The 20,056-nt window shown below is 66.1% G+C and carries 11 protein-coding genes; 6 read left to right on the forward strand and 5 right to left on the reverse strand.

Going from position 1 to position 20,056, the window contains the following annotated elements; translation table 11 throughout:
* Positions 1–102: 102 nt before the first annotated feature.
* Entirely contained in the window at positions 103–1,707 is a 1,605-nt protein-coding gene (locus tag ACOYYX_RS08495) for a hypothetical protein (RefSeq protein ID WP_422929499.1), read from the reverse strand.
* Positions 1,707–2,423, reverse strand: a complete 717-nt coding sequence (locus tag ACOYYX_RS08500) for a glycosyltransferase family 2 protein (RefSeq protein ID WP_422929500.1) — start codon at positions 2,421–2,423, stop codon at positions 1,707–1,709. Before ACOYYX_RS08500 ends, ACOYYX_RS08495 begins: the two co-directional genes overlap by 1 nt.
* A 232-nt stretch (positions 2,424–2,655) precedes the next feature.
* Between ACOYYX_RS08500 and ACOYYX_RS08505 the strand changes: the two genes are divergently transcribed.
* Positions 2,656–6,093, forward strand: a complete 3,438-nt coding sequence (locus ACOYYX_RS08505; RefSeq protein ID WP_422929501.1) for a tetratricopeptide repeat protein — start codon at positions 2,656–2,658, stop codon at positions 6,091–6,093.
* A 315-nt stretch (positions 6,094–6,408) separates the two neighbouring features.
* A complete protein-coding gene (locus ACOYYX_RS08510) occupies positions 6,409–7,668 on the forward strand; it encodes a hypothetical protein (RefSeq protein WP_422929502.1) in 1,260 nt (419 codons plus the stop codon).
* 144 nt (positions 7,669–7,812) lie between these two features.
* On the opposite strand, the gene ACOYYX_RS08515 is transcribed toward ACOYYX_RS08510, so the two are convergent.
* Positions 7,813–8,727, reverse strand: coding sequence for a sulfurtransferase (locus tag ACOYYX_RS08515; RefSeq protein ID WP_422929503.1), 915 nt, complete (start codon positions 8,725–8,727; stop codon positions 7,813–7,815).
* 278 nt (positions 8,728–9,005) lie between these two features.
* On the opposite strand from ACOYYX_RS08515, the gene ACOYYX_RS08520 reads away from it, so the two are divergent.
* Positions 9,006–9,323: a BON domain-containing protein gene (locus ACOYYX_RS08520; RefSeq protein ID WP_422929504.1), complete on the forward strand. Its 318-nt coding sequence runs from the start codon at positions 9,006–9,008 to the stop codon at positions 9,321–9,323.
* 39 nt (positions 9,324–9,362) lie between these two features.
* On the opposite strand, the gene ACOYYX_RS08525 is transcribed toward ACOYYX_RS08520, so the two are convergent.
* Both ACOYYX_RS08525 and ACOYYX_RS08530 read right to left on the reverse strand, forming a co-directional pair.
* Complete coding sequence (locus ACOYYX_RS08525; RefSeq protein ID WP_422929505.1) at positions 9,363–10,070, reverse strand: hypothetical protein; 708 nt, start codon at positions 10,068–10,070, stop codon at positions 9,363–9,365.
* A 59-nt stretch (positions 10,071–10,129) separates the two neighbouring features.
* Positions 10,130–13,081: a YfhO family protein gene (locus tag ACOYYX_RS08530; protein ID WP_422929506.1), complete on the reverse strand. Its 2,952-nt coding sequence runs from the start codon at positions 13,079–13,081 to the stop codon at positions 10,130–10,132.
* A gap of 438 nt (positions 13,082–13,519) precedes the next feature.
* Here ACOYYX_RS08530 and ACOYYX_RS08535 point away from each other — a divergent pair, with 438 nt between their 5' ends.
* The 3 genes from ACOYYX_RS08535 (at position 13,520) to ACOYYX_RS08545 (ending at position 20,050) form a co-directional block, all read left to right on the forward strand.
* On the forward strand, positions 13,520–13,879 hold the full coding sequence (locus ACOYYX_RS08535; RefSeq protein ID WP_422929507.1) for an STAS domain-containing protein: 360 nt from the start codon (positions 13,520–13,522) through the stop codon (positions 13,877–13,879).
* A gap of 305 nt (positions 13,880–14,184) precedes the next feature.
* A complete protein-coding gene (mutS, locus tag ACOYYX_RS08540) occupies positions 14,185–16,794 on the forward strand; it encodes a DNA mismatch repair protein MutS (RefSeq protein WP_422929508.1) in 2,610 nt (869 codons plus the stop codon).
* Positions 16,795–16,894: 100 nt separating this feature from the next.
* A complete protein-coding gene (locus ACOYYX_RS08545) occupies positions 16,895–20,050 on the forward strand; it encodes a sigma-70 family RNA polymerase sigma factor (protein ID WP_422929509.1) in 3,156 nt (1,051 codons plus the stop codon).
* Positions 20,051–20,056: the final 6 nt, after the last annotated feature.

Below are 20,056 nucleotides of genomic sequence, written 5' to 3' on the forward strand. Positions count from 1 at the left end.
AGTTCCTCTCTATCGTCGATCGTTCTGAAAACATTCTAAGGCGAAAGGTGATGGTTCGCCGCAAGCATCACGCGCGATTCGCCCGATTTTTTTCCGGAGGGGTCAGCCAGGCCACACATCCCCTTCGGCCAGAGCATCCCGCAGCCTGGACTCGGAGTGGAGCACGAGGGAGTATTCCCGGTTCCTGGCCAACGCGTTGCGACGCAGCCCCTGGCGGACCTCGGCCTGTTCCTCGGTCAACTGCTGACGTGTATCGACCATCAGGGGCTGGAGCGCCTCGTTGCAGCGCCTGATTTCGAGGAAACGGGCCTTCCTCTCCTGCGGCGTGACCTGCGGGGCGAGGATCGCCCGCCGCTTGGCCTCCACCCAGCCCAGGGCCTCGCTCGAAGGTGCCCCATTGAGATATCGGTCGGGGTTGTACGTGAGGTCTCGCAGCGTCCGGTCGACCCGATGGAGCTGATCCGGGGTCGACGGGTCGTTGCCCAGGCCGAGCCAGAGGGTCATCGAGAGGGTCAGGTACGAAGGGGGCTCGATCCGGAAGAACTGGCGGACAATCTCGTCGCCGAGTTCGTCATACTTCGCCCCGCCGATCCCGTGGATGAAGATGTTGCCCAGCAGGAGGCGGGAGAACATCGTCGTCGTCAGGGCCCGGCTCCGCAGTCGAATCCGGCGAGCCGGCAGCGTCAGGAGTTGATCGACGGCGCAGCAGGCTTCGCGATCGGGGCCGAGCGGGATCTCCATCAACGGCTCGTCCTCGCCGTCGATCCGGAGCTCCATGGACCTGGGTAGCTGCCGGGCAAGCAGCGGCCTGCGTCTCGGCTCGTCGGCCCTCCAGATCCAGAAGGGGGCCTCGAGCCAACCGTCTCGGCGTGTCAACGCCGGGACGGGGTGGTGCTTGCTGCGGATGCCATACATGGCCCGATAGCGGGCGAGGGCGCTGTTGTGGATGGCCTGGAACCGGGGCAAATTCGCAAGAATATGCGACGTGAACCAGTGGAAGGCCTCGGTCTCGCACATGGCGCTCAGCGGGACTTCCAGGTTGTGCATGCCCCAGGAGGCCTCGAGCGAGCGCCTGGCCGCGGCGAAGCGGAGCCCGATCCGGCGGGTGCTGCGTTTCTGCTCCATCGCCCGAGGCCAGAAGTCGTCGATGATCGGGTCGGCGACGCTCTTGCCGAGCACCTCGCGGACGTTCCCGGCGAACTGGGCGAACCTCTCCTCGTCGACGACGTTCAGGTCCTCGTAGGGGGTCTCTCCCCCCCACGAGTCGAAGTCGACGCGCTGAGTCCGGAGGTGTTCGCGATCGAGCACGGGGACGCGGACCGAGGTGGCCTTGGGCAGGTCGTTGTCGACGATCAGGTTCAACGCGGAGCCGCCCGCCTTCTTCGCGAGGGCGGCCGCGCCGAAGTTCTTGATCCAGACGCCCGGGTGGAACAGTTCCGGCTGGTGCCCGGTGACGATCAGGGGGACGGACGGGTCGGGCAGGGCGGGGACGTCGAGTCCGACCGACGTCAGGTAGTCGACCGACTTCTCGAGGATCTGACGCCAGGCCATGAGCCGCAGGCGGCCGACGACCCGACCCTGGAAGTCGTAGTCCCAGCGTTTGAGCCGCTCGGTGTTGTCCGCCAGCAGCGGCAGGGCATCCGGGATCGGGGGATCCGCCAGCACGGCGCCGTCGCGCGAGGGGGCCCGCAAGCGGTGGGGGTTCATCAACGACAGCCCCCCGCGACTTCGAGCCCGGCGGTCTTGAGCGCGGCCTGGAAGACGTTGCGATAGTGGTTCAACCGATACTCGGCGTTGTCGAGCGCCCCGCCGAAGGCCCGGTTCTCGTCGAGGTAGATCAGGGGGACCGCGACCTCGACCGTTGAGAGGCCGTGCTGGACCATCTGGACCCAGACCTGCAGGGGCATCGCATAGCCGAAGTCGGTGATGTCGAACTTCTCGACCGCCGAGGCGCGATAGGCCTTGAACCCGCAGAAGGCGTCGGTCACATTCAGGCCGAGGCAATCGACCAGCCAGCGCGTCACCTCGACGTTGATCCGCCTGCGTGCCTCGGGGGGCACCTGCGAGGGGTCGAAGATCTTGAGGTACCGGCTGCCCGAGACGACGTCCGCCTCGGCGAGATGCGAGCAGATCTCGGGGATCATCGAGGGCTCGTGCTGCCCGTCGCAATCGAGGGTGACGAGGCCGTCGTAGCCCCCTTCGAGGGTCCTGGCGAAGGCGCTCTGGAGGCCGGCGCCGTAGCCTCGGTTCTGGGGATGGCGGATCACCTGGACGTTCGGGAACCCCTTGAGGAGCTCGGGGGTCCGATCGGTCGAACCGTCATCGATCACCAGCACGTCGCCCGCGAAGCGGAGGACTTCGGTCAGGACGGGTTCGAGGTGCGCCTCCTCGTTGTGGACCGGGATGGCGGTGAGCACTCTCATCGTAAGGCCTGACCCTGATACCTGTTTTAACGAAAGTTTCGCCCTCTGATTGCGAGACCTTCGCATTCTAGTTGGGCCTATCCAGAAGTCAACGTGCCGACTTCTCGGGACCGCCACCGCCCCCTTGACCGCATCGTGGAGATGCACCTAGCATAGAGGCGTCCTTCCTAATAGGCCGTGGGCGCGAGCGCCAAATCTTATCTCGATCCATCATCCATCCGCGATCCCTGAGATGACCGAACCTGAATCGCACGATTTGCATCCGGAGTCGTCGTCTGCGGCGGTATCAACCCCCGTGGGTGAGGTCACCAACGAGGCCCCCGAGCCCGCGCCCCAGCCCTGGACGGCGGAGCGTGTGTCGGAGTGGAACTCATACTACGATATCTACGTCGTGCTGGGGGTGCTGCTCCTGGCCTTCGTCGCCTCGGCGAACAAGGTGTCCTACTCGGGGATCTGGCACCAGCTCAAGGTGGGCGAGCTGATCGCGGCCAAATCCCAGCCCATCACGACCGACGTCTTCTCCTACACCGAAGCCAACAAGCCCTGGGTGAACATCCCCTGGCTGCTCGAGTGGGGCCAGTCTCTGCTGTTCAAGGCGGCACGCGGCGTCGTCCCGGTCGACGTCAACGACCCGACGGCGTCGGCCCCCAAGGCCGACCAGTTCGCGGTCGGCGTGCTCGTCGCCATCAACGCCCTGATCCGGGTCCTGACCGTGGGCGTGATCCTCAGGATCCGCCGACAAGGCCCGGGCCTCTGGTGGACGGCCTTCTGCGCGATGATCGCCCTGGCTGCGGTCTACAGCCCGCTCGGCGTCCTGATCGGGGGCGTCGCCGGCCCGGCCAAGGTCGACCCGGAGACCTGGGGACAACTCTTCCTCGCGCTCGAACTTCTCCTACTGCACAGGACGCTCAACCTCGGCAAGACGGGCTCGATCTGGGGCCTCTTGCCCCTCTTCCTGCTCTGGGCGAACGTCGACGAGTCGTTCCTGATCGGGCTGCTCGTCCTGACCGCGACCATCGTCGGCCGGATCGTCAAGCCGAGCGAGATCGAGGCCGCGAGCCTCCCGGCAGGTCAGGCGATCGCCGCGCTCGTCGGCTCGTTCGCCGTCTGCCTGGCAAATCCGTCGCTCTATCGGATCTATCCGACCGCCCTCGAGCCGATCTTCCAGCTCTTCAAGCCGACCGCGGGCACGCTGACGATCCAGCAGCTCTCTTACTTCGGCAAGGAACTCTGGGAGAACGAGCAGACCACGTCGCGGACCATCCGAAGCTACCTGCTCGCCTACTATTTCCTGGCCGTCGGCCTGGGACTGGGCTCCTTCTTCCTCAATCGCCGGAACTTCTCGCTCGCCAGGTTCCTGAGCTTCGCCTTGCTGGCGGTCCTCTGGGGGGCCTTGCTCCGCTATAACGGCCTCTTCGCCGTGCTGATGGCCCCCGTCCTGGCGCTCAACGGCCAGGAATGGTATCAGGACACGTTCGGCACCAAGGGTAAGCTCGGCCGAAGCTGGGCGCTCTGGTCGACGGGAGGCCGCTTCGTCACGATCCTCATCGTCTTCGCCTTCGTGGCCCAGTGCCTCACCGGCTATGGGCGCTCGATGGGCGAGGCCCGGTTCGGCTTCGGCTTCGATCCCGACGAGTTCGAGTTCGAGGCGGCCGAATACCTCCGATCCGCCAAGATCGAGGGGAACATCCTCAACACGACCGTCCGGCAGGGCGACGCCCTCATCTGGAAGGCATACCCCAACCGCAAGACCTACATCGACGGCCGCAGCCACGTCTTCGAGCCCGAGGTCCAGCGCGACCTCCAGGCCGTCCGCGTGGCACTCCGCGAAGATCAGGTTGAGGTCTGGAAGCCGATCCTCGATCGGTATGAGATCAGCGCGGTGATGATCGAGGAGCCCACGGCCCCCATCACCTATCAGCGCCTGATGCAGAGCCTGAACTGGATCCCGTTCTATGACGACGGCAGCGTCATCCTGTTCGGGCGGGCCGACGCCAAGGCGAACGATCTCGCATACTTCAAGTCGAACCGGCTCGATGCCGAGACCCTGGCCTATCGCACGACCAGGACGGTGCCGAGCACCGATCGGCCGCCGACCGCGGTGACGAAGATCGACTCCATCTTCGTGAACCGGCTCCTCGAGAATGCGCAGCCTCACACCGAGTCGTCGCGGCGCTGGCTCATGGGACCGGCCTACGACCCGAACAACCCAATCCTGCCTAGCCCGGCACGCTGCATCCTCGGCATCCGCGAGGCGAGGACTGCACTCGCCAAGAAGCCGGACGACCCCAGGGCCTATCGCCTCCTCGCCGCGGCCTATCGCGACCTGATGGTCCAGGAGAGCGCCCTGCTCGCCGGCCTCACGCTCACTCCCAAGGATCAGGCGAGGGTTCGGCAGGTCGCCCCGCGCAACGACCTCCTGATGAATCGGTTCCGCCAGCGTGCGACCGCCCTCAACTTCGCGATCCAGACGACCCTGCCTCCCACCACCGTGGAGCAGCGGAGCGAGCTCTTTCAGCAGAACCTCGAGCTCTACCAGCTCTACCTCGGCGCCAACTTCATCGACCTCGCCCGCGATCGGCTGCAGGTGATGATGAACCTCGTCAAGCCCGGCGATATGCAGGAGGAATTGCGGACCCGCTTCGCCCAGGAGCTTGAGCGGCTTCAGGAGCAGGTCAAGAGGGTCGAGGAAGGCATGAGCGACATGGTCGCCGAGCAGCAGGTGGGCCCGATGCAGCGTGCCGACTTCGCCCTGCGACAGGGGGCCGCCGGCCTGGCGAGCCAGGAGCTCGACGAGGCCATCCAGATCAACGTCAGCCCCGCGCTCGTCACGCCCCGCCTGCTCGACCTCTACTGCGACACCGGCCAGCCCGAGAAGGCCGTCGACCTGCTGACCAAGAGCAGCAATGTCGACGACCCGACCTTCGGCACGGAGCCCGGCACGTCGGCCCTGCGTCAGGGGCGGGTCTGGTTCCTGCTCGGCAACTACGAGTACGCGGCCACCCTCTGGCAGCGGAATGCGATCTCGGCCCTGCGATTCGAGCGGAGCGTCAAGTCGCTCGGCGCCGCCCGTGCGTTGCTCCTCGGCGAGGCCAAGGAGGCGACCTCGAACTTCGAGTCGATCCCCTCGAAGATCACCACGCAGGCCATCTGGGAGTACGACCTGGCCTGCTGCCGCCTCGAAGCCGGCCAGCCGGAGCTCGCGGCCGAGGCCTTCACCGAGGCCTTGAAGCTCGCGCCGGAACTCCCCCAGCGCCCGATCGCCGTCTATTACCTCGAGAAGCTCGGCAAACCGGTCCCCCCCAAGCCCGAAGAAGCCTCCGCCGAGCCCGAGGCCGCCGAAAAGCCCGCGACCCCGGCCGCTCCCGCAACTCCGGCGGCTCCGCCCGCCGCCGAGACCCCCACGCCGGCTCCCGCTCCGACACCGGCACCGGCCGTTCCTGCCCCCAAGCCGGAAGAGAAGCCGGCTCCCAAGCCGGAGGCGCCCGCAGAGCCGAAGGACAAGGACAAGTCACCCGCCCCGGCTCCCACTCCCGAGCCCGCGGCATCGGCGCCGCCCTCCGCGCCTGCGACTCCGGCCGAGCCCAAGGAGAAAGCCCCCGAACCCGCGGCCCCGGCTCCGGCCCCCACGCCCGAACCGAAGCCGGAGGCGGGCGCCGAGAAGAAGTGAGCTTTCGAGAGCCCTGCGAACTTCTCCCGCTATCGGTGTGACCAATAAGATCGCCGCTCGATTCCTCGCGAATCGAGCGGCGATCTTTTCTTGCGCCCGGGGTGGAGGTGGGATTTCCATCGAACATGTTTGAACCTTCAACTTATTGCATCACACGCACTTTTTGGTATCTGTGATCGCTCGGACGGTCCGCCGCAAGCTCGGCCGCAGCCGCCGAAGGCTTGGCCGAAGATGTCATCGAGGCCAGGCTTCACTTCACAGATATTGCAATCGTCGGCCTGACTCCGAACTTCAACTCCAGGGTGCCTCAACACGATGTCCGCATCACATCGCCTGCTTGAGTTGATCGAAGAGTGCTTGATCGAGCATGGGGGCGACCTCGGCGGCTGGACTAACCTCGCCGATGACGCGCTGCAGGTCTTCGATGGGCGGGTGACGCTCCGGGCCGAGTCGAGGGATCCGGGGCCCTCGCCCCGAGAGGGCATCGTCCACGCCCACGTCTTCATGAAATTGCATGAACACGAGGACGAAATCCTGGATGCGTGCCTGTTCGGGATCGGCGACGATCGCGAGGCTGCGTTGAAGCAGGCCGCCGGCGTCTGGATGGTCAGGGTGGCCGGGCCGCTCAAGTCGTTCATCGACAACAAGCCGGTCTGCATGACATGCCAGGCGGGCGTGCAAGGGGGCGATCCTTCGAAGGGCTACGCCGAGAGCGATTATGGCCTGCCCGGCCTCCGCGCCTACGTCGGCCCCGCCGTCTCGCGAGGGTTTACCGACGACCGGATCAGCTCGGCCATCGACGACTCCAAACCCTGGTTCCGATACGCCTCCGAGTCCGCGGCGCCACGGAGAGTCCACCTGGCGAAGGCCTCGATCTCCGCGAAGGGGAAGGAAGGCTGGCGCAGGGACCTGGAAATCGACGGGCACGACGTCTCGCACGTCGACCCCGACTGGCCGGCCGGGATCAAGGCCCCCGAGTTCGGATACGTGACGCGGTTCGCGGTCTTCGAGTTCCCGCGCAACTCGAAGGTGATTTCCCGGCGATCCGAGCTGGAACGGACCATCCGCCACTTCGCCGAGAACTATGCGAAACATGAGTCGGTCGACCAGCTCATGGAGGAGATGGTCGGCCAGGGATTCGATCCCGACCTCGTCCACGAGACCGAATCCATCTCGACGATCGCATTCGGCCGCGCCCTCTTCGAACCGGCGGGAGTCCAATATTCCCCGACCATCATCCGTGCCCGCCGCGACGGCCGGGTCGAGGCCGAGGTCCCGTTGATGTCGATCCCGGCCTTCTCGCGTGCCAGGGCGATCGCCGCGCAGTTGCGCGAAACGATGTCGCAAGATGACTTCCAGTCACTCTGCTGCTACAACGCGGAATCGAATGCGATCCTCCAGGCCCTCAACGCCTCCGGCGACGAACTGGACCTGTCCTCCTTGCAGATGTTCCCTTCCGTCGTGCCCGATCGCGGGGTGAGCGATCAAACGATGCAGCAAGCCGTGGCGACGATGAACGCCCTCGTCGAGCGAAGACGCCAGGGGAGGAAGAAACCCTGGTGGAAGTTCTGGTGATCGGGACGTGGAGCCTCGACCGGCCGCGACGGAGGCGGATCCGGCCGATATCGGGCCGATCGAATCCACAAATAAAAGTCATGTGCGATCCTCAATTCAAAGACGCGGTATTTGAAGAGGATCGCCCATGACTTCCAGAGGGACTCAGGGCTTCGAGCCCGGATCCGTCCCCTTGACGACGGGGGTTTCCTCGGCGTTGCCCCAGTCGGACCAGCCCAGGTAGTAGTTGCGGGCGGGGATGCCGAGGCGCCGGAGGACGAATGCGTCGACCGAGGCGCGGCCGCCCCCCTGGCAGTGAGTGATCGCAGGGGCGGTCCCTTCGAGTCCGAGCCCGGCGAGCTTGGAACGGAGCGTCGATTCGTCCAGGAATCGACCGTCCTTGTCGACGAGGTCCGTCCACTCGACGCGGCAGGCCGTGGGGACGTGGCCCCCCTTCCTGGACTTGGCGTCCTCGCCGGTGTACTCGGCAGTCGTGCGGGCGTCGACCACGCGGGCGGAGCCGTCCTTGATCGCGGTCAGGACGTCGTCCTTGGTCGCAAGCCAGTCGGGACGAAAGCTCACGGGGAAGGCATGCGGCTTGACCTTGGGGACGTCGGTCGACACCGGTCGATGGCCGGCGACCCAGAGCGGGTAAGCACCGTTGACCAGGCCGACGTTCTCGACCCCCAGATGACGCAGGAGCCACCAGAGCCTCGCGGCGTCGAGTTGTCGCTTGCCGTCGACGACGATGACCTGCGTCTCCGGCTCGATCCCCAGCGGGGTGATCCAGGCCTGCCAGGCGGTCTTATCCGTCAGGCCGCCGGGGCGTGAGGCCAGCGTGGAAACCGGCTTGGTATCAACCCAGACGGCCCCGGGGATGTGGCCCTTGTCATACTCGGCCTTCGGGCGCGGATCGAGAATCCGGAGCTTCGGCTCCGACAGTTTCTTCTCGAGGTCGGCCTGCTCGAGGAGGAGGGGCGGCTTGACCTTGTCGTCGGCCCCTCGCGCCAGCCCGGCGGAAACTCCCAGTGCGAGGCAGATCGTCAGTCGCAGTCCCTGCCTGAGTCGACTCGTTCGCATCATGGTACCTCCTGGTCGTGTCGGGGCCTGATGGCAAGCCCTCGACTGGGATGCTCAGGTCCCCGATCGGCTTGATCCCGCGAGGATCGCAAATCGCCGCGACGCCGGTTCTAACACAATTCCCGCCGCCCCGCATCTTCCCAGGAGCCTGGCGAGAGCGACGGGCAATCGTGAGAGAATGTTAAGATCGACCCATCAAGACGCGATAAGGAAAGTAGAAGCTCCGCGATCACGTCGCATCGGGAGCCTAACCAAGATTCATCGGGAGGGGTTGTCGCATGAAAACTCTCCGAGACTCTTCGGTCGCCTCGGACCTCGGGGCGGAACTCAGCGAGAACGTGCAGCGGGCGGCCGAGAGCCGCTTGCGGGAGAGCTCCTACCTGGCGCTCTGCACGGTGGGATGCCGCCATCGCAAAGGCATCCTGTCCCTCTGGGGCGCGGTGCCCACGGAGTACCTCCGGCAACTCGCCCAGGCCCTCGTGGCGGACCTCGAGGGCGTGGCGGAGGTCGAGAACTCGATCCGGGTCTGGGCCGACCCGAGCCGCGACCAGCCGGAATCCCGCAGCCTCATGGCCGCGGGCCAGGCCAGGGATTGACGGGGCAGGGGGACGCCCCTCATCCTTCATCATGGAGCCTCAGGGACGAATCGCGGGCTTCCCCGCGTCGTCGACGAGGATCACGTTATCGACCCGGCAGACGACGTCCTGGAAGTCGTCGTTCGTCGAATATTCCCAGCCGATGATGAGGCTGTTGGGGATCGTCTTCCCCGTGGCCTTGTCGCGGTTGGGATAGATCATGACTTTATACGGTTGCGCGGCGAGTCGGCGATTGATCGCGGCGACGAGGGCGGGCTGCGTGAAGACGCCACCGTCGTTGAACTCGTCGTTGCCGATCGTCAGGCCGAACGGCTTGTCGCCCGGGTCGAAGCTCGTCTTCGAGCCCTCATTCAGCGACGGCGGCAGGTTTTTGCCGGTCTCGAGGTCCTCGGCCGTGTTCCGGATCTTGTATGACCAGAGGGGCTGTGACTTCGGGGCGCCGCCGTTTTCGCCGGGCAGATACCAGCCGCCCCGGGTCGTGTTCGCCAGGCCCAGGGCGATGACCGGGGTGTACGTGACGGGCCCCTCGCCCGCCTTCTTGAAGAGGCCGGGGACGGCCGTCGCGGCGGTCTCGACGGGGTTCAGCAGGTCGGCGAACATCGCGAGGCCGTAGCGATCCTTGAGGATGACGACCCAATCCGGCTCGCTCGGGCCGGGGGCGACCTTCGGTTGCTTCGGCGTCTGGGCCTGCGCGAGCGTCGCCAGCGCCAGGGCGCCGGCCACGAGCAGAGTCAGGTAGCGTCTCATCGTGTCGTCTCTCGAGGGTCATGAAAGAGCAAAACGCAGCAGGATGTCGGGACGAGGCGTCAGGTCGCGAGCGGCTTCGAGACCGGCCATCGGAGGCAGGCGACCATCAGCAACGCGAAGACCGCCAGCGAGGCGATGGAGATGATGCTCCCCCGGCGGAAGGTGTCGGGCTCGTATGTGTAGACGAGCGTATGCTTACCCGAAGGCACCGCCGCGCCTCGCATCATGCGGTTGGCGCGGTAGATCGTAGCGGGCTTGCCATCGATGGTGAGCCGCCAGCCCGGATAAAAGATGTCGGCCAGTACGACGACCCCGGGCTTCTGGAGGTCCGCCTCCATCTCCACGCGCTGGGGACCATAGTGCTTGATGATGACCTTCTCGTCATCGGTCGGGGCCGAGTTGGGCAAGTACGGCGATAGCTCGGTGGCCCTGTCCTCGTCGAGCCAGGCGAGGACCGAGGGGTCATAGGCTCGCAGGTTGGGATCGTTCCAGAAGGGGTCGTTCGCATAGAGGATCTCCTCCATCGGCTTTTCCCGATCCGAGCGATCCATCCGGGTGATCGGCTTGGTGTAGCGGGCCTGGTGGACGACCCAGGCGCGGGGCCGGGCGACCTTGTTGCGGTAGATCCGAAAGTCTTCTCGCTCGATCCATTCCCGCTCGCGCTTCTCGTCCCTCGGTTCCTTGAAGAACTCGGGCGGCGGATAGATCTGCTCGGAGTCGGGGAGGAAGGCGGCGAAGCCCCGGTCCTCGTCGGTAAAGCCATTGGGATAGCCGGGGACGACGAAGTAGCGCGTGTTCCAGAGGTCGAACGCGCGTCTTGGGTAGTAGATCACCTTATCGCGAGGCTTGGCACCCAGCCACTTGGCCGTCGCGGCGTCGATCTCGCGAGGGAAGCCGCCGAAGAACCAGTCGTAGTCCCAGAGCTCGGCCACGCCCAGCGTCCAGGTATAGTGGATGTCATACGCGAGTCCATACTTCGGCTGGATCGTGTCTCGCTCCCAGACGACGAAATCCTTGACCCGATCGTCCGCCTTCTCCGTGATCCAGCTCACCGGGTTCCAGATCGGCATGCGATGGACCCGGTACGGGCCATCCGAAGGCTTGGCCTTCTCGGCCGCCTCGAGCAGTTCGACCACCCTGGGTTTCTTCTCCATCACCGACTGGTCGACGGTGAAGACATATCGGGAGTTGGCGAGCGCCAGGTCTCCCGTCATCGCCAGCAACGCGATGGCGCCGGCCGCGATCGGGGCGCGGCTCCCTCGCAGGATCAACGCGAAGCCGAGCAGGGCGATCGCGCTCGCCTGGGCGAACGACCAGCGCAGCTCGGAGTAAGCTCCGAAGGTATCGAAAGGGCCGAAGGGGGAGGTCATCGTCTCCGTGGCCGACTTCATCCACGAGAGGATCCCCCCCTGGCCCCCGATCGTCACGAGGAGCGCGATCAGGCTCGATCCGAGCACGACCGACGTGACCGCCAGCGTCCGTTTCTTGCGAACCCCACGCATCAAGTCATCCCAGCCAAGCCCGGCGAGCCCGGCCAGAGCGAGCACCGTGAAGCTCAACAGCTTGCTCGGGAAGCGGAACTGGCGGAAGCCGGGGAGGACGGTGGCGAGGAGCCAGTAGAAGCTGCCGTCGCCATCGCGGAGGAGTCGGTCCTGCCGGAGCGCCGTCGACTGCATCGGGTCGTGCGGCCCGATCCTGGCCTCCAGCGCCGGGGACCATCGCGCCCACCAGATGGGGCTCGAGAACTCGCCGATGCTCGCGAGCAGGCTCAGCAACGCGATCGCCGAGAGCCAGGCCCGCCACGGAGATCCGTTCCGGAAGCCGAGAGCCCCGAACGCCAGGAGCGTCGTGAGCCCCCCGAGGTAAAGCGACGGGACCCAGATTTTCGGGTGGGCCGACCGGGGCGGGACCGCGCTCAGCCACGAACGATTCCCCTCGAAGTTGGTCCCGAACACGTTGGGCCAGAAGAACTCGACGACCCGCAAGGGCTCGAGGCTGAACGGGTAGATGTCGTGCGGGCTGCCGCCGACCGCCCGGCCGCTCTGCCCAGTGAACTCGACCACCGGCAGGAGTTGGACCGCCGACAAGGCCCCCGAGAGCGCGGCGGCCCCCGTCAGGCCGACGAACATCGGCACCAGCACGTTCTTGCGACCCGAGCGGAACCAGTACCAGAGCAGGCCGAGCCCTCCCAGGCCCCAAGCCGCGAGCACAGCCGTCGGGACGTACGCCATCCACGGCAAAGGGAGGGGAACCTTGTGCCGAGGTCGGAACTGCGGCATGACCTCGGCCAGCATGATGGTGACGACGAACCAGGCGACGAGCGCCCCGGCCGCCATCGCAATCCTCAACCCTGTGCGCGACGCGGAGGGCGCACGCCTCGGCTTCCGCATCCAGGCGAGGCCCACGGCGTAGCCCCCCGCACAGATCCCGATGATATACGACGACTCCGGGTCGCCGCCGAGGGTCTGCATCGTCAGCACGACGGCCAGTTCGAGCAGTGCCCAGTGCTTCCCCAGCCGCAGCCAGCGATCCACGGCGCGGAAGCCGAGCGGCGTCCAGGCGGCCCCGACGAGGTAGATGATGTTGCAGTATTGGAAGAGGATCGGCGCTGCGAAGGCGTACGAGAGGGCGGCGAGGGTCGAACCCGTCCAGCTCGTCTTCCACGACCGGCAAAGGGCCAGCATCCCCGCGAAGGCGAGGATCGTGTGCGCCACGACGTAGAGCCGGGCGCCGACGGCGTAGGGGAACATCCGATAGATCAGCTTGCCCGGGTAGAAGACGGCCGCGGTCGGGTTGCCCAGCAGGGGCATCCCGGCGTTCTCCTCGGTCTCCCAGAGGGGCCAGCGGTGCGCATCCCACTCGCGCTCGACGAGCTGATAAAGCGGATAATAGAAGTGGGCCGCGTCCCGGTATGCGAACTGCTTGCCGCGGATGAGGACGTTGCCGTAGCAGGCGGAGAGCAGGGCGAACAAACAGCCCGCGATCAACGCGGGTGTCACGAACCGTCGCATCGTTTCGAAACTCCAGGGGATACAACCACGCGACAAGGCGATGAGCACGCGCGATGAAGGATGAAGGACGCCCCTCGCGCAGGGTCAGCACCAATCCTAACACGTCGGGGCGTTCGCCTGGATGGGGCGAGTCGGGACGGGCCCTCGGGAGAGTCCGTCCGTCGTTGATACGTACATGCGAAACATCCGGCGCATCCGGAACGGCCGAAAAAATGCGGGCGCAGGACGCTTCGAGGTGATATGATGTCGTTGAGTGCACCCTTGATTCGCACCGATATTGTGGTAAGTGTAGGAAATGCCTAGGTTCCGGCCTCGGTCTGCAGGTCCGTACCCATCCGGCCCTGGCCCAGACACGCTCGCCTGGGGAACCGGCGTAGAGTCGCTTGTCCACATCTCCTCTGTGGTGTGCGGTTCCGATCCTGGACAGGAGTCTGTTCGATGTCGCAAGCCTCGCGTCGTCATCTTCGCTTGGAAACGATCGATGGGGTTACCGTCGTAAGCTTCGTGGATACGAAGATCGTCACCGAGGAGAATATTCAAGAGGTCGGCGATCAGCTCTACAGCCTGGTCGAAGACGAAGGGCATACCAAGCTCTTGCTGAACTTCGGCAATGTGCAGTACCTGTCGAGCGCCGCACTCGGCAAGCTGATCAACCTCAAGAAGAAGGTGGGCGCGGTCAAGGGCAAGCTGAAGCTCTGCTGCATCCACCCCGACCTGCTTGAAGTCTTCCGGATCACCCGCCTCGACCAGGTCTTCGAGATCTACGCCGAGGAACAGGCCGCCCTCGACAAGTTCTGAGCGAATCAGGACCTACTCGACGCGACCCGGCTTTGCTACGCTACGCCGCGATTCGTCCCGACCCGACCTGATCTCGGTACCGACTCACAAACCGTTTTCGGTTCGAATCGACCTCCTCTCGCGGATGGATCGAGCGCCTCACGCATTGACACCTTGGACTTATTCGATGCATCAAAGAGAGCGGCCGGGACGGCCGCCGACGTCTCCGCCGGGCGCGGGGCGACGGCCGTCCCGGCCGCTCGACCGTCGGTAGGAAACCGTCTGATTCGATTATCCAACACCTCGCGCAGCCCTCGGCGAAACCCATGAGCGAGCCTGCCCTGACCCCGATGATGCAGCAGTACCGCGAGCTCAAGGCTCGAGACCCGGACGCGCTGCTGCTCTTCCGCATGGGCGACTTCTACGAGATGTTCGGCGAGGACGCCGAACGCGCGGCCGCCCTGCTAGGCCTGGCGCTGACGACCCGCGACAAGGGGCCGAACGCCGTGCCGATGGCCGGCTTCCCCCATCCCGCGCTCGAGACGTACCTCGCCAAGCTCGTCCAGGCCGGTCAGCGCGCGGCGGTCTGCGAGCAGGTCGAGGACGCCAAGCTCGCCAAGGGGCTCGTGCGCCGGGATGTGGTCCGCGTCGTCACCCCCGGGACCCTGACCGACGACGGCATGCTCGACCCCAAGACCGCGAACTACCTCGCGGCCGTGGTCGACGTCGGCGGCAAGCTCGGCCTGGCCTGGGTCGAGATCTCCACGGGGCGGTTCTCGCTCACGGGCGTCTCGCGCACCGAACTCGCCGACGAGATGGCCCGGCTGAACCCGGCCGAGACCCTCGTCTCCGAGACCAGCATTGACGCCCCCTGGCTCCGCGCCTTGCGCGGGCAGTCCTTCACGACGATCACCTCGCGGCCGTCCTGGGATTTCGTCGGCGAGCAGGCCCGCAACGCCCTCTACCAGCACTTCGGCACGAAGACCCTCGCCGGCTTCGGCATCGACGACCAGGCCCCCGAGGTCCAGGCAGCGGGTGCGCTGATCGCCTACCTGCGCGACACGCAAAAAGGGTCGATCGGCCACATGACGCGGCTGACCCCCTATCGCCGGGGGGACGTCCTCGCGCTCGACGAGATGACGCGCCGGAGCCTGGAACTCACGCGGACCCTGCGCGACGGCAAGCGCGAAGGCTCCTTGCTCCAGGTCATCGACCGCACCTGCACGCCGATGGGGGCTCGGCTCCTGGCCGACTGGCTCACATCGCCGCTCACCCGCGCCGAGCCGATCATCGAGCGTCACGAGGCCGTCGCCGAGTTGCTCAAGGACTCGTCGCTACGGACCGACCTCCGCAGCTCATTGGGCGAGGCCTATGACCTCGAGCGGCTGGCGGCTCGTGTCGGCACGGGCCGTGCGACCCCGCGCGACCTCGTCGCGTTGGCCAGGACCCTCGCGCTACTGCCCAAGATCCGGGCGAGGCTGACCGCCCGGTCCTCCAAGCGGCTCAACGAGCTGGAGTCGGCGCTCGAGCTCTGCCCGGAAGTCCGCTCGGCCATCGAGTCGGCCATCGCCGACGACCCGCCGCTCGCCTTGAAGGAGGGGGGGCTCATCCGCCCCGGATACCACCCCGACCTCGACGAGCTCCGCGAGATCGCCCGCGGCGGCAAGACCTGGATTGCCAGGTTCCAGGCCGAGCAGATCCGGCAGACGGGGATCAACAACCTCAAGGTCGGCTTCAACAAGGTCTTCGGCTACTACATCGAGATCACCAACTCGCACGGCTCGAAGGTCCCCGCCGACTACATCCGCAAGCAGACGGTCAAGAACGCCGAGCGCTACATCACGCCCGAGCTCAAGGAGTATGAGGACAAGGTCCTCCGCGCCGAGGATCGGGCGTGTGAGCTGGAATATGAGCTGTTCACAACCTTGCGCGACCGCGTTGCGGCCGAGGCCCCGCGCCTGATCCAGGCGGGGGCCGTGCTGGCTCAGGTCGATGTGCTTTCCGCCCTGGCGGAACTCGCGGCGATGCAGGGATATTGCCGCCCGGAGATCCTCGCCGAGCCGGTCCTCGAGATCGACGGCGGTCGCCATCCGGTGCTGGACGTCCTGATGCCCCCCGGGCACTTCGTCCCGAACGACACGAAGCTCGGCCCCGACTCGGGCTCGATCGTCGTCATCACCGGGCCGAACATGGCGGGCAAGAGCACGTACATCCGGCAGGTCGCGCTCAACGCCATCCTCGCGCAGATCGGCAGCTATATCCCGGCGAAGTCGGCGAAGATCGGGCTGGTCGATCGCCTCTTCGCCCGCGTCGGTGCCACGGATGAGTTGGGGCGAGGGCAGAGCACATTCATGGTCGAGATGACCGAGACGGCGAACATCCTCAATAATGCGACCTCGCAGAGCCTCGTCATCCTCGACGAGATCGGCCGCGGCACGAGCACGTTCGACGGCATCTCGCTCGCCTGGGCGATCACCGAGCATATCCACGACAACCTCGGCAGCCGCACGCTCTTCGCGACGCACTACCACGAACTTGTGGAGTTGGAGAAGACCAAGCCCCGGCTCCGCAACGCGAACGTGGCGGTGCGCGAGAGCGAGGGAGAGGTCGTCTTCCTGCACCGGATCGTCCCCGGAGGCGCGGATCAGAGCTACGGCATCCACGTCGCGAGGCTGGCCGGCGTGCCGAGCCCCGTCCTGGCGCGGGCCCGCGAGATCCTCGCGTTCCTGGAGAAGCAGCACGGGCCAGACCCCGGGCCGTCGCAGTCGGCCGGGCCGATCCGCAAGGTGAAGTCGGGGCGGGCCTTGCAGAACAGCCTCTTCGCCGCCTTGCCCGACCCTCTGGTCGACGAGCTGCGGCAGGTCGACCCGGCGCAGCTCTCCCCCGAGCAGGCCCTGGAGCTGATTCGCAGGCTGCAGGAGCTCGCCGACGCCTGACGCCCGCTCCCGGCATTTCGCGAGAAAGTCGGAACAGTCCTGCCGACGCCCGCCTCATTCCCTACAGTAGAACCCTCCACATCACGCGGGAGTTGTTCGCATGGGGAAGATATCTGGGGCAGGGGAGCTCGTCCTGGAGGATCTCCGGACGCTCTATACGTTGGGCAACGCGGGAGGCCGGACGGATGGCCAACTCGTCTCCGCGTTCCTCGCGGGGGATACGCACGCCTCGGAGGAAGCCTTCGGGGTCCTCGTCGGGCGGCATGGGTCGATGGTCATGGGGGTCTGCCGCCGGATCCTGATGGATCGCCACGCGGCCGAGGATGCCTTCCAGGCCACGTTCCTGGTCCTGGCCAGGCGGGCCCGATCCATCAGGCGTTCCGAATCCATCGGCGGCTGGCTGCACCGGGTCGCCCGGCGCATCGCCGTCCGCGCCGGCAAACGTGCCGGCCGCAATCGCCCGACGCAGCAAGACCTCGTGATCCACGCCGAGTCCCTCGTCGCCGAGCAACCCTCGCCGGGCGAAGCCGTCGACCGCGCCGAGCTTCGCTCTCTCCTGGACGGCGAGATCGATCGCCTCGACCCCGCCCAGCGCCAGATCGTCGTCCTCTGCGACCTCGAAGAACTCACGTATGAACAAGCGGCCGAGCGACTCCACTGGCCCGTCGGGACGGTCAAGAGCCGCCTCTCTCGCGGCCGCATCCAGCTCCGCGAACGCCTGATCCGCCGGGGCCTGGCGCCCGCCCTCGTGGCCGGCACGGGCGCCGTCTGCGGTGGCGATGCCCTGGCATCCCTCTCCGCCCCCCTTGTTCAGCAGGTGATCCGCACCGCGATGATCACCCTCTCCGGCTCGCCGTCGGTCCCCGCCGCGGTGTCATCCCTGGCTGTCGAGGAGCTAAAATCATCTGCGGTTTCGAGGCTCCTGAAATGGACGGTTGCTGCGCTCTTGATGGGCGGCGGATCGGTCGCCGCGTGGATCGTGGCCACAGGATCGGATCGGCCCAGGGACATGACCAAGTCCCCCTCGCCAGTCCAGGTGGCCCTCGCGCAGGATCCCAAACCGGATGATGTGCCTACCCTGAAGTTGTCGGCGCGAGGCCAGGTCGTAGACGCTCAGGGCCGACCGGTGTCGAACGCTCGCGTCTACATACGCGAATGGGCCATCAACCGGACGGGTGGTGCAAACAAGGCCCAGCACGAGGAGATGATGCGGACGGGGATGCTGCCCGACATCCTCGCGCAGGCGAAGACCGACGCGGAGGGCCGATTTCAACTCGAGGACGTGAATGCCACCGGATTCCCCGGCCGGGAAGATAATCGCGTCCTAGGCAAGTCCTGGTTCCCCTGGGATCTCGTGGTGCTGGCGGAAGGGCACGGGGTCGCCTGGGCCCGGCTGACCCCGCAGAATCAACGCGAGCCCTTGAAAATCTCGCTTCCCGCGGAGGCCACGCTCCGCGGGAAAATCCAGGGAACGGACGGCAAGCCGATCCCGGGGGCAAAGCTCCGGGTTGTCGACGTGGCCGCCTTGAATGACGATGTGCGTGGTGACCTCCAGACCACCAACGACCGACTTTCCCTCCACTGGTCCTCCGTCCCGCTCGAGGCGGTCGCCGACCAGGATGGATGGTTCGTGCTGAGGAACCTGCTCGCGGATCGACGCATCAGCCTCTTTGCCCTGTCCGATGGGTTTCAACAGCAAAGCATCTATGCGGCGACAACCCCGGGGGCGCAGCCGGATCTCGAGGATCGGACGTTCCATTTCAGCCGTGAGGTGAAGACCAGGCATCCGGTCCAGACCGGCGAGTTGAGCGTGATCCTCACGAAGCTGGATCACCAACTATCGGGACGACTCGCCTTCGAGGGGACCGACGAGCCGGCCGCCGGAACCATGGTGTGGTTCCACCAGATGAAGCAGATCAAGACCGATCGCGACGGGCGTTTCCTCTTCAAGGACCTGCCGGCAGGGACTGTCGAGATCCATGCCTGGGCCAGCGATAAAGAATGGGCACCGCTGGATGTGATGGTCGAGATCCCCAAGGATCCCAAGATCCTCGAACGGACGTTCCGCTTGCCTCGGGGCATCGCCGCCTCGGGTCAGGTCGTTGATAGTCGTGGGGCGGGCATCGCGGCAGTCACGCTTCGCTACGAAACCACGCCGGAAGGTGAAGGCCTCCCTACTCAGTTCCTCATCGAGGCGACGACCGACGCCAAGGGAGTTTTCCAGCTCCACGTCCCTGCGGGACCAGGCAAGATCGTCATCAGCAAGGTCCCCGATGGATTCACCGGGCCGGGCGGCCGATTCGTCGGCGCAAAGCCCGATGACCAGTTCTCGCTATCCGTCGCAGGGCCGTCGGGGACGACGCTCGACAACCTGACGATCGCCCTCGAGCAAGCGGGGCGCGTCACGATCCAGGCTATCGACGCGAACGACCAGCCCCTGGGCGAAGTCGAAGCCCGCCGGTATGGGATCGGGTTGCCCGATAAAACTCCGCAAACCACCGACGCAAAGGGATTCGTCGAGATCGTCGGCCTCGAGCAAGAAGGGGCTTATACCATCGACCTGATCCATGCAGGCAAGTCGATCGGCGCCCGCGTCGAGGTCTCGGCGAAGGACGCCCTTGAGGCGAAGGGGCCGGTCAGGGTCAAGCTCTCCGCGCTCGGCGTTCTCGAAGGCCGCGTGCTGGATGAGGCGGGGAAACCGCTCCTCGGCCCGGTGCTCTGGCTCCGGACCAACGCCAAGAGCCCCCGGATGATCGGGGCTCCCGTCGAGGGCAAGAACGAGGTCAAGGAGGACGGCTCATTCCGGTTCGACGGCCTGATCCCGGGGGGCTCGTACTACGTCGACGTCCAGGTCGCCGGGCATGCTGGTCAGAACAGCAAATATGTCGTCGTGAAGTCGGGCGCGTCGGAAACCCTCGAGCCGTTCCGCCTGCCGATCACGAATCGGAACTTGCGTGGCATCGTCGTCGATCCCCGCGGCCAGCCCGTGGCGAATGCCACGGTGAGCTACGACCAGCGCCGGGGGAATTATTACACCAACGCAAGCGGCCGATGGTTCATGAATACGGACGCGTCGGGCCACTTCGAGCTGACTGGGCTCCCGCTCCGCGGGCTCGCGGTCATGGCCTATCGTTCGCCGACCGGTCCCGACCGCTCGATTCGGAACCTGATCCGCCAGGACGTCGCCGACGACCAGGCCGAGGTCCGCGTCGTCCTGCCCGATGCGCGTCGCAAACTCCAAGGGATCGAAGATTAAGGAGAG

Origin of the sequence: Singulisphaera chitinilytica (assembly GCF_049331405.1) — a bacterium.
In the GTDB taxonomy this organism is placed as follows: Bacteria; Planctomycetota; Planctomycetia; order Isosphaerales; family Isosphaeraceae; genus PoT.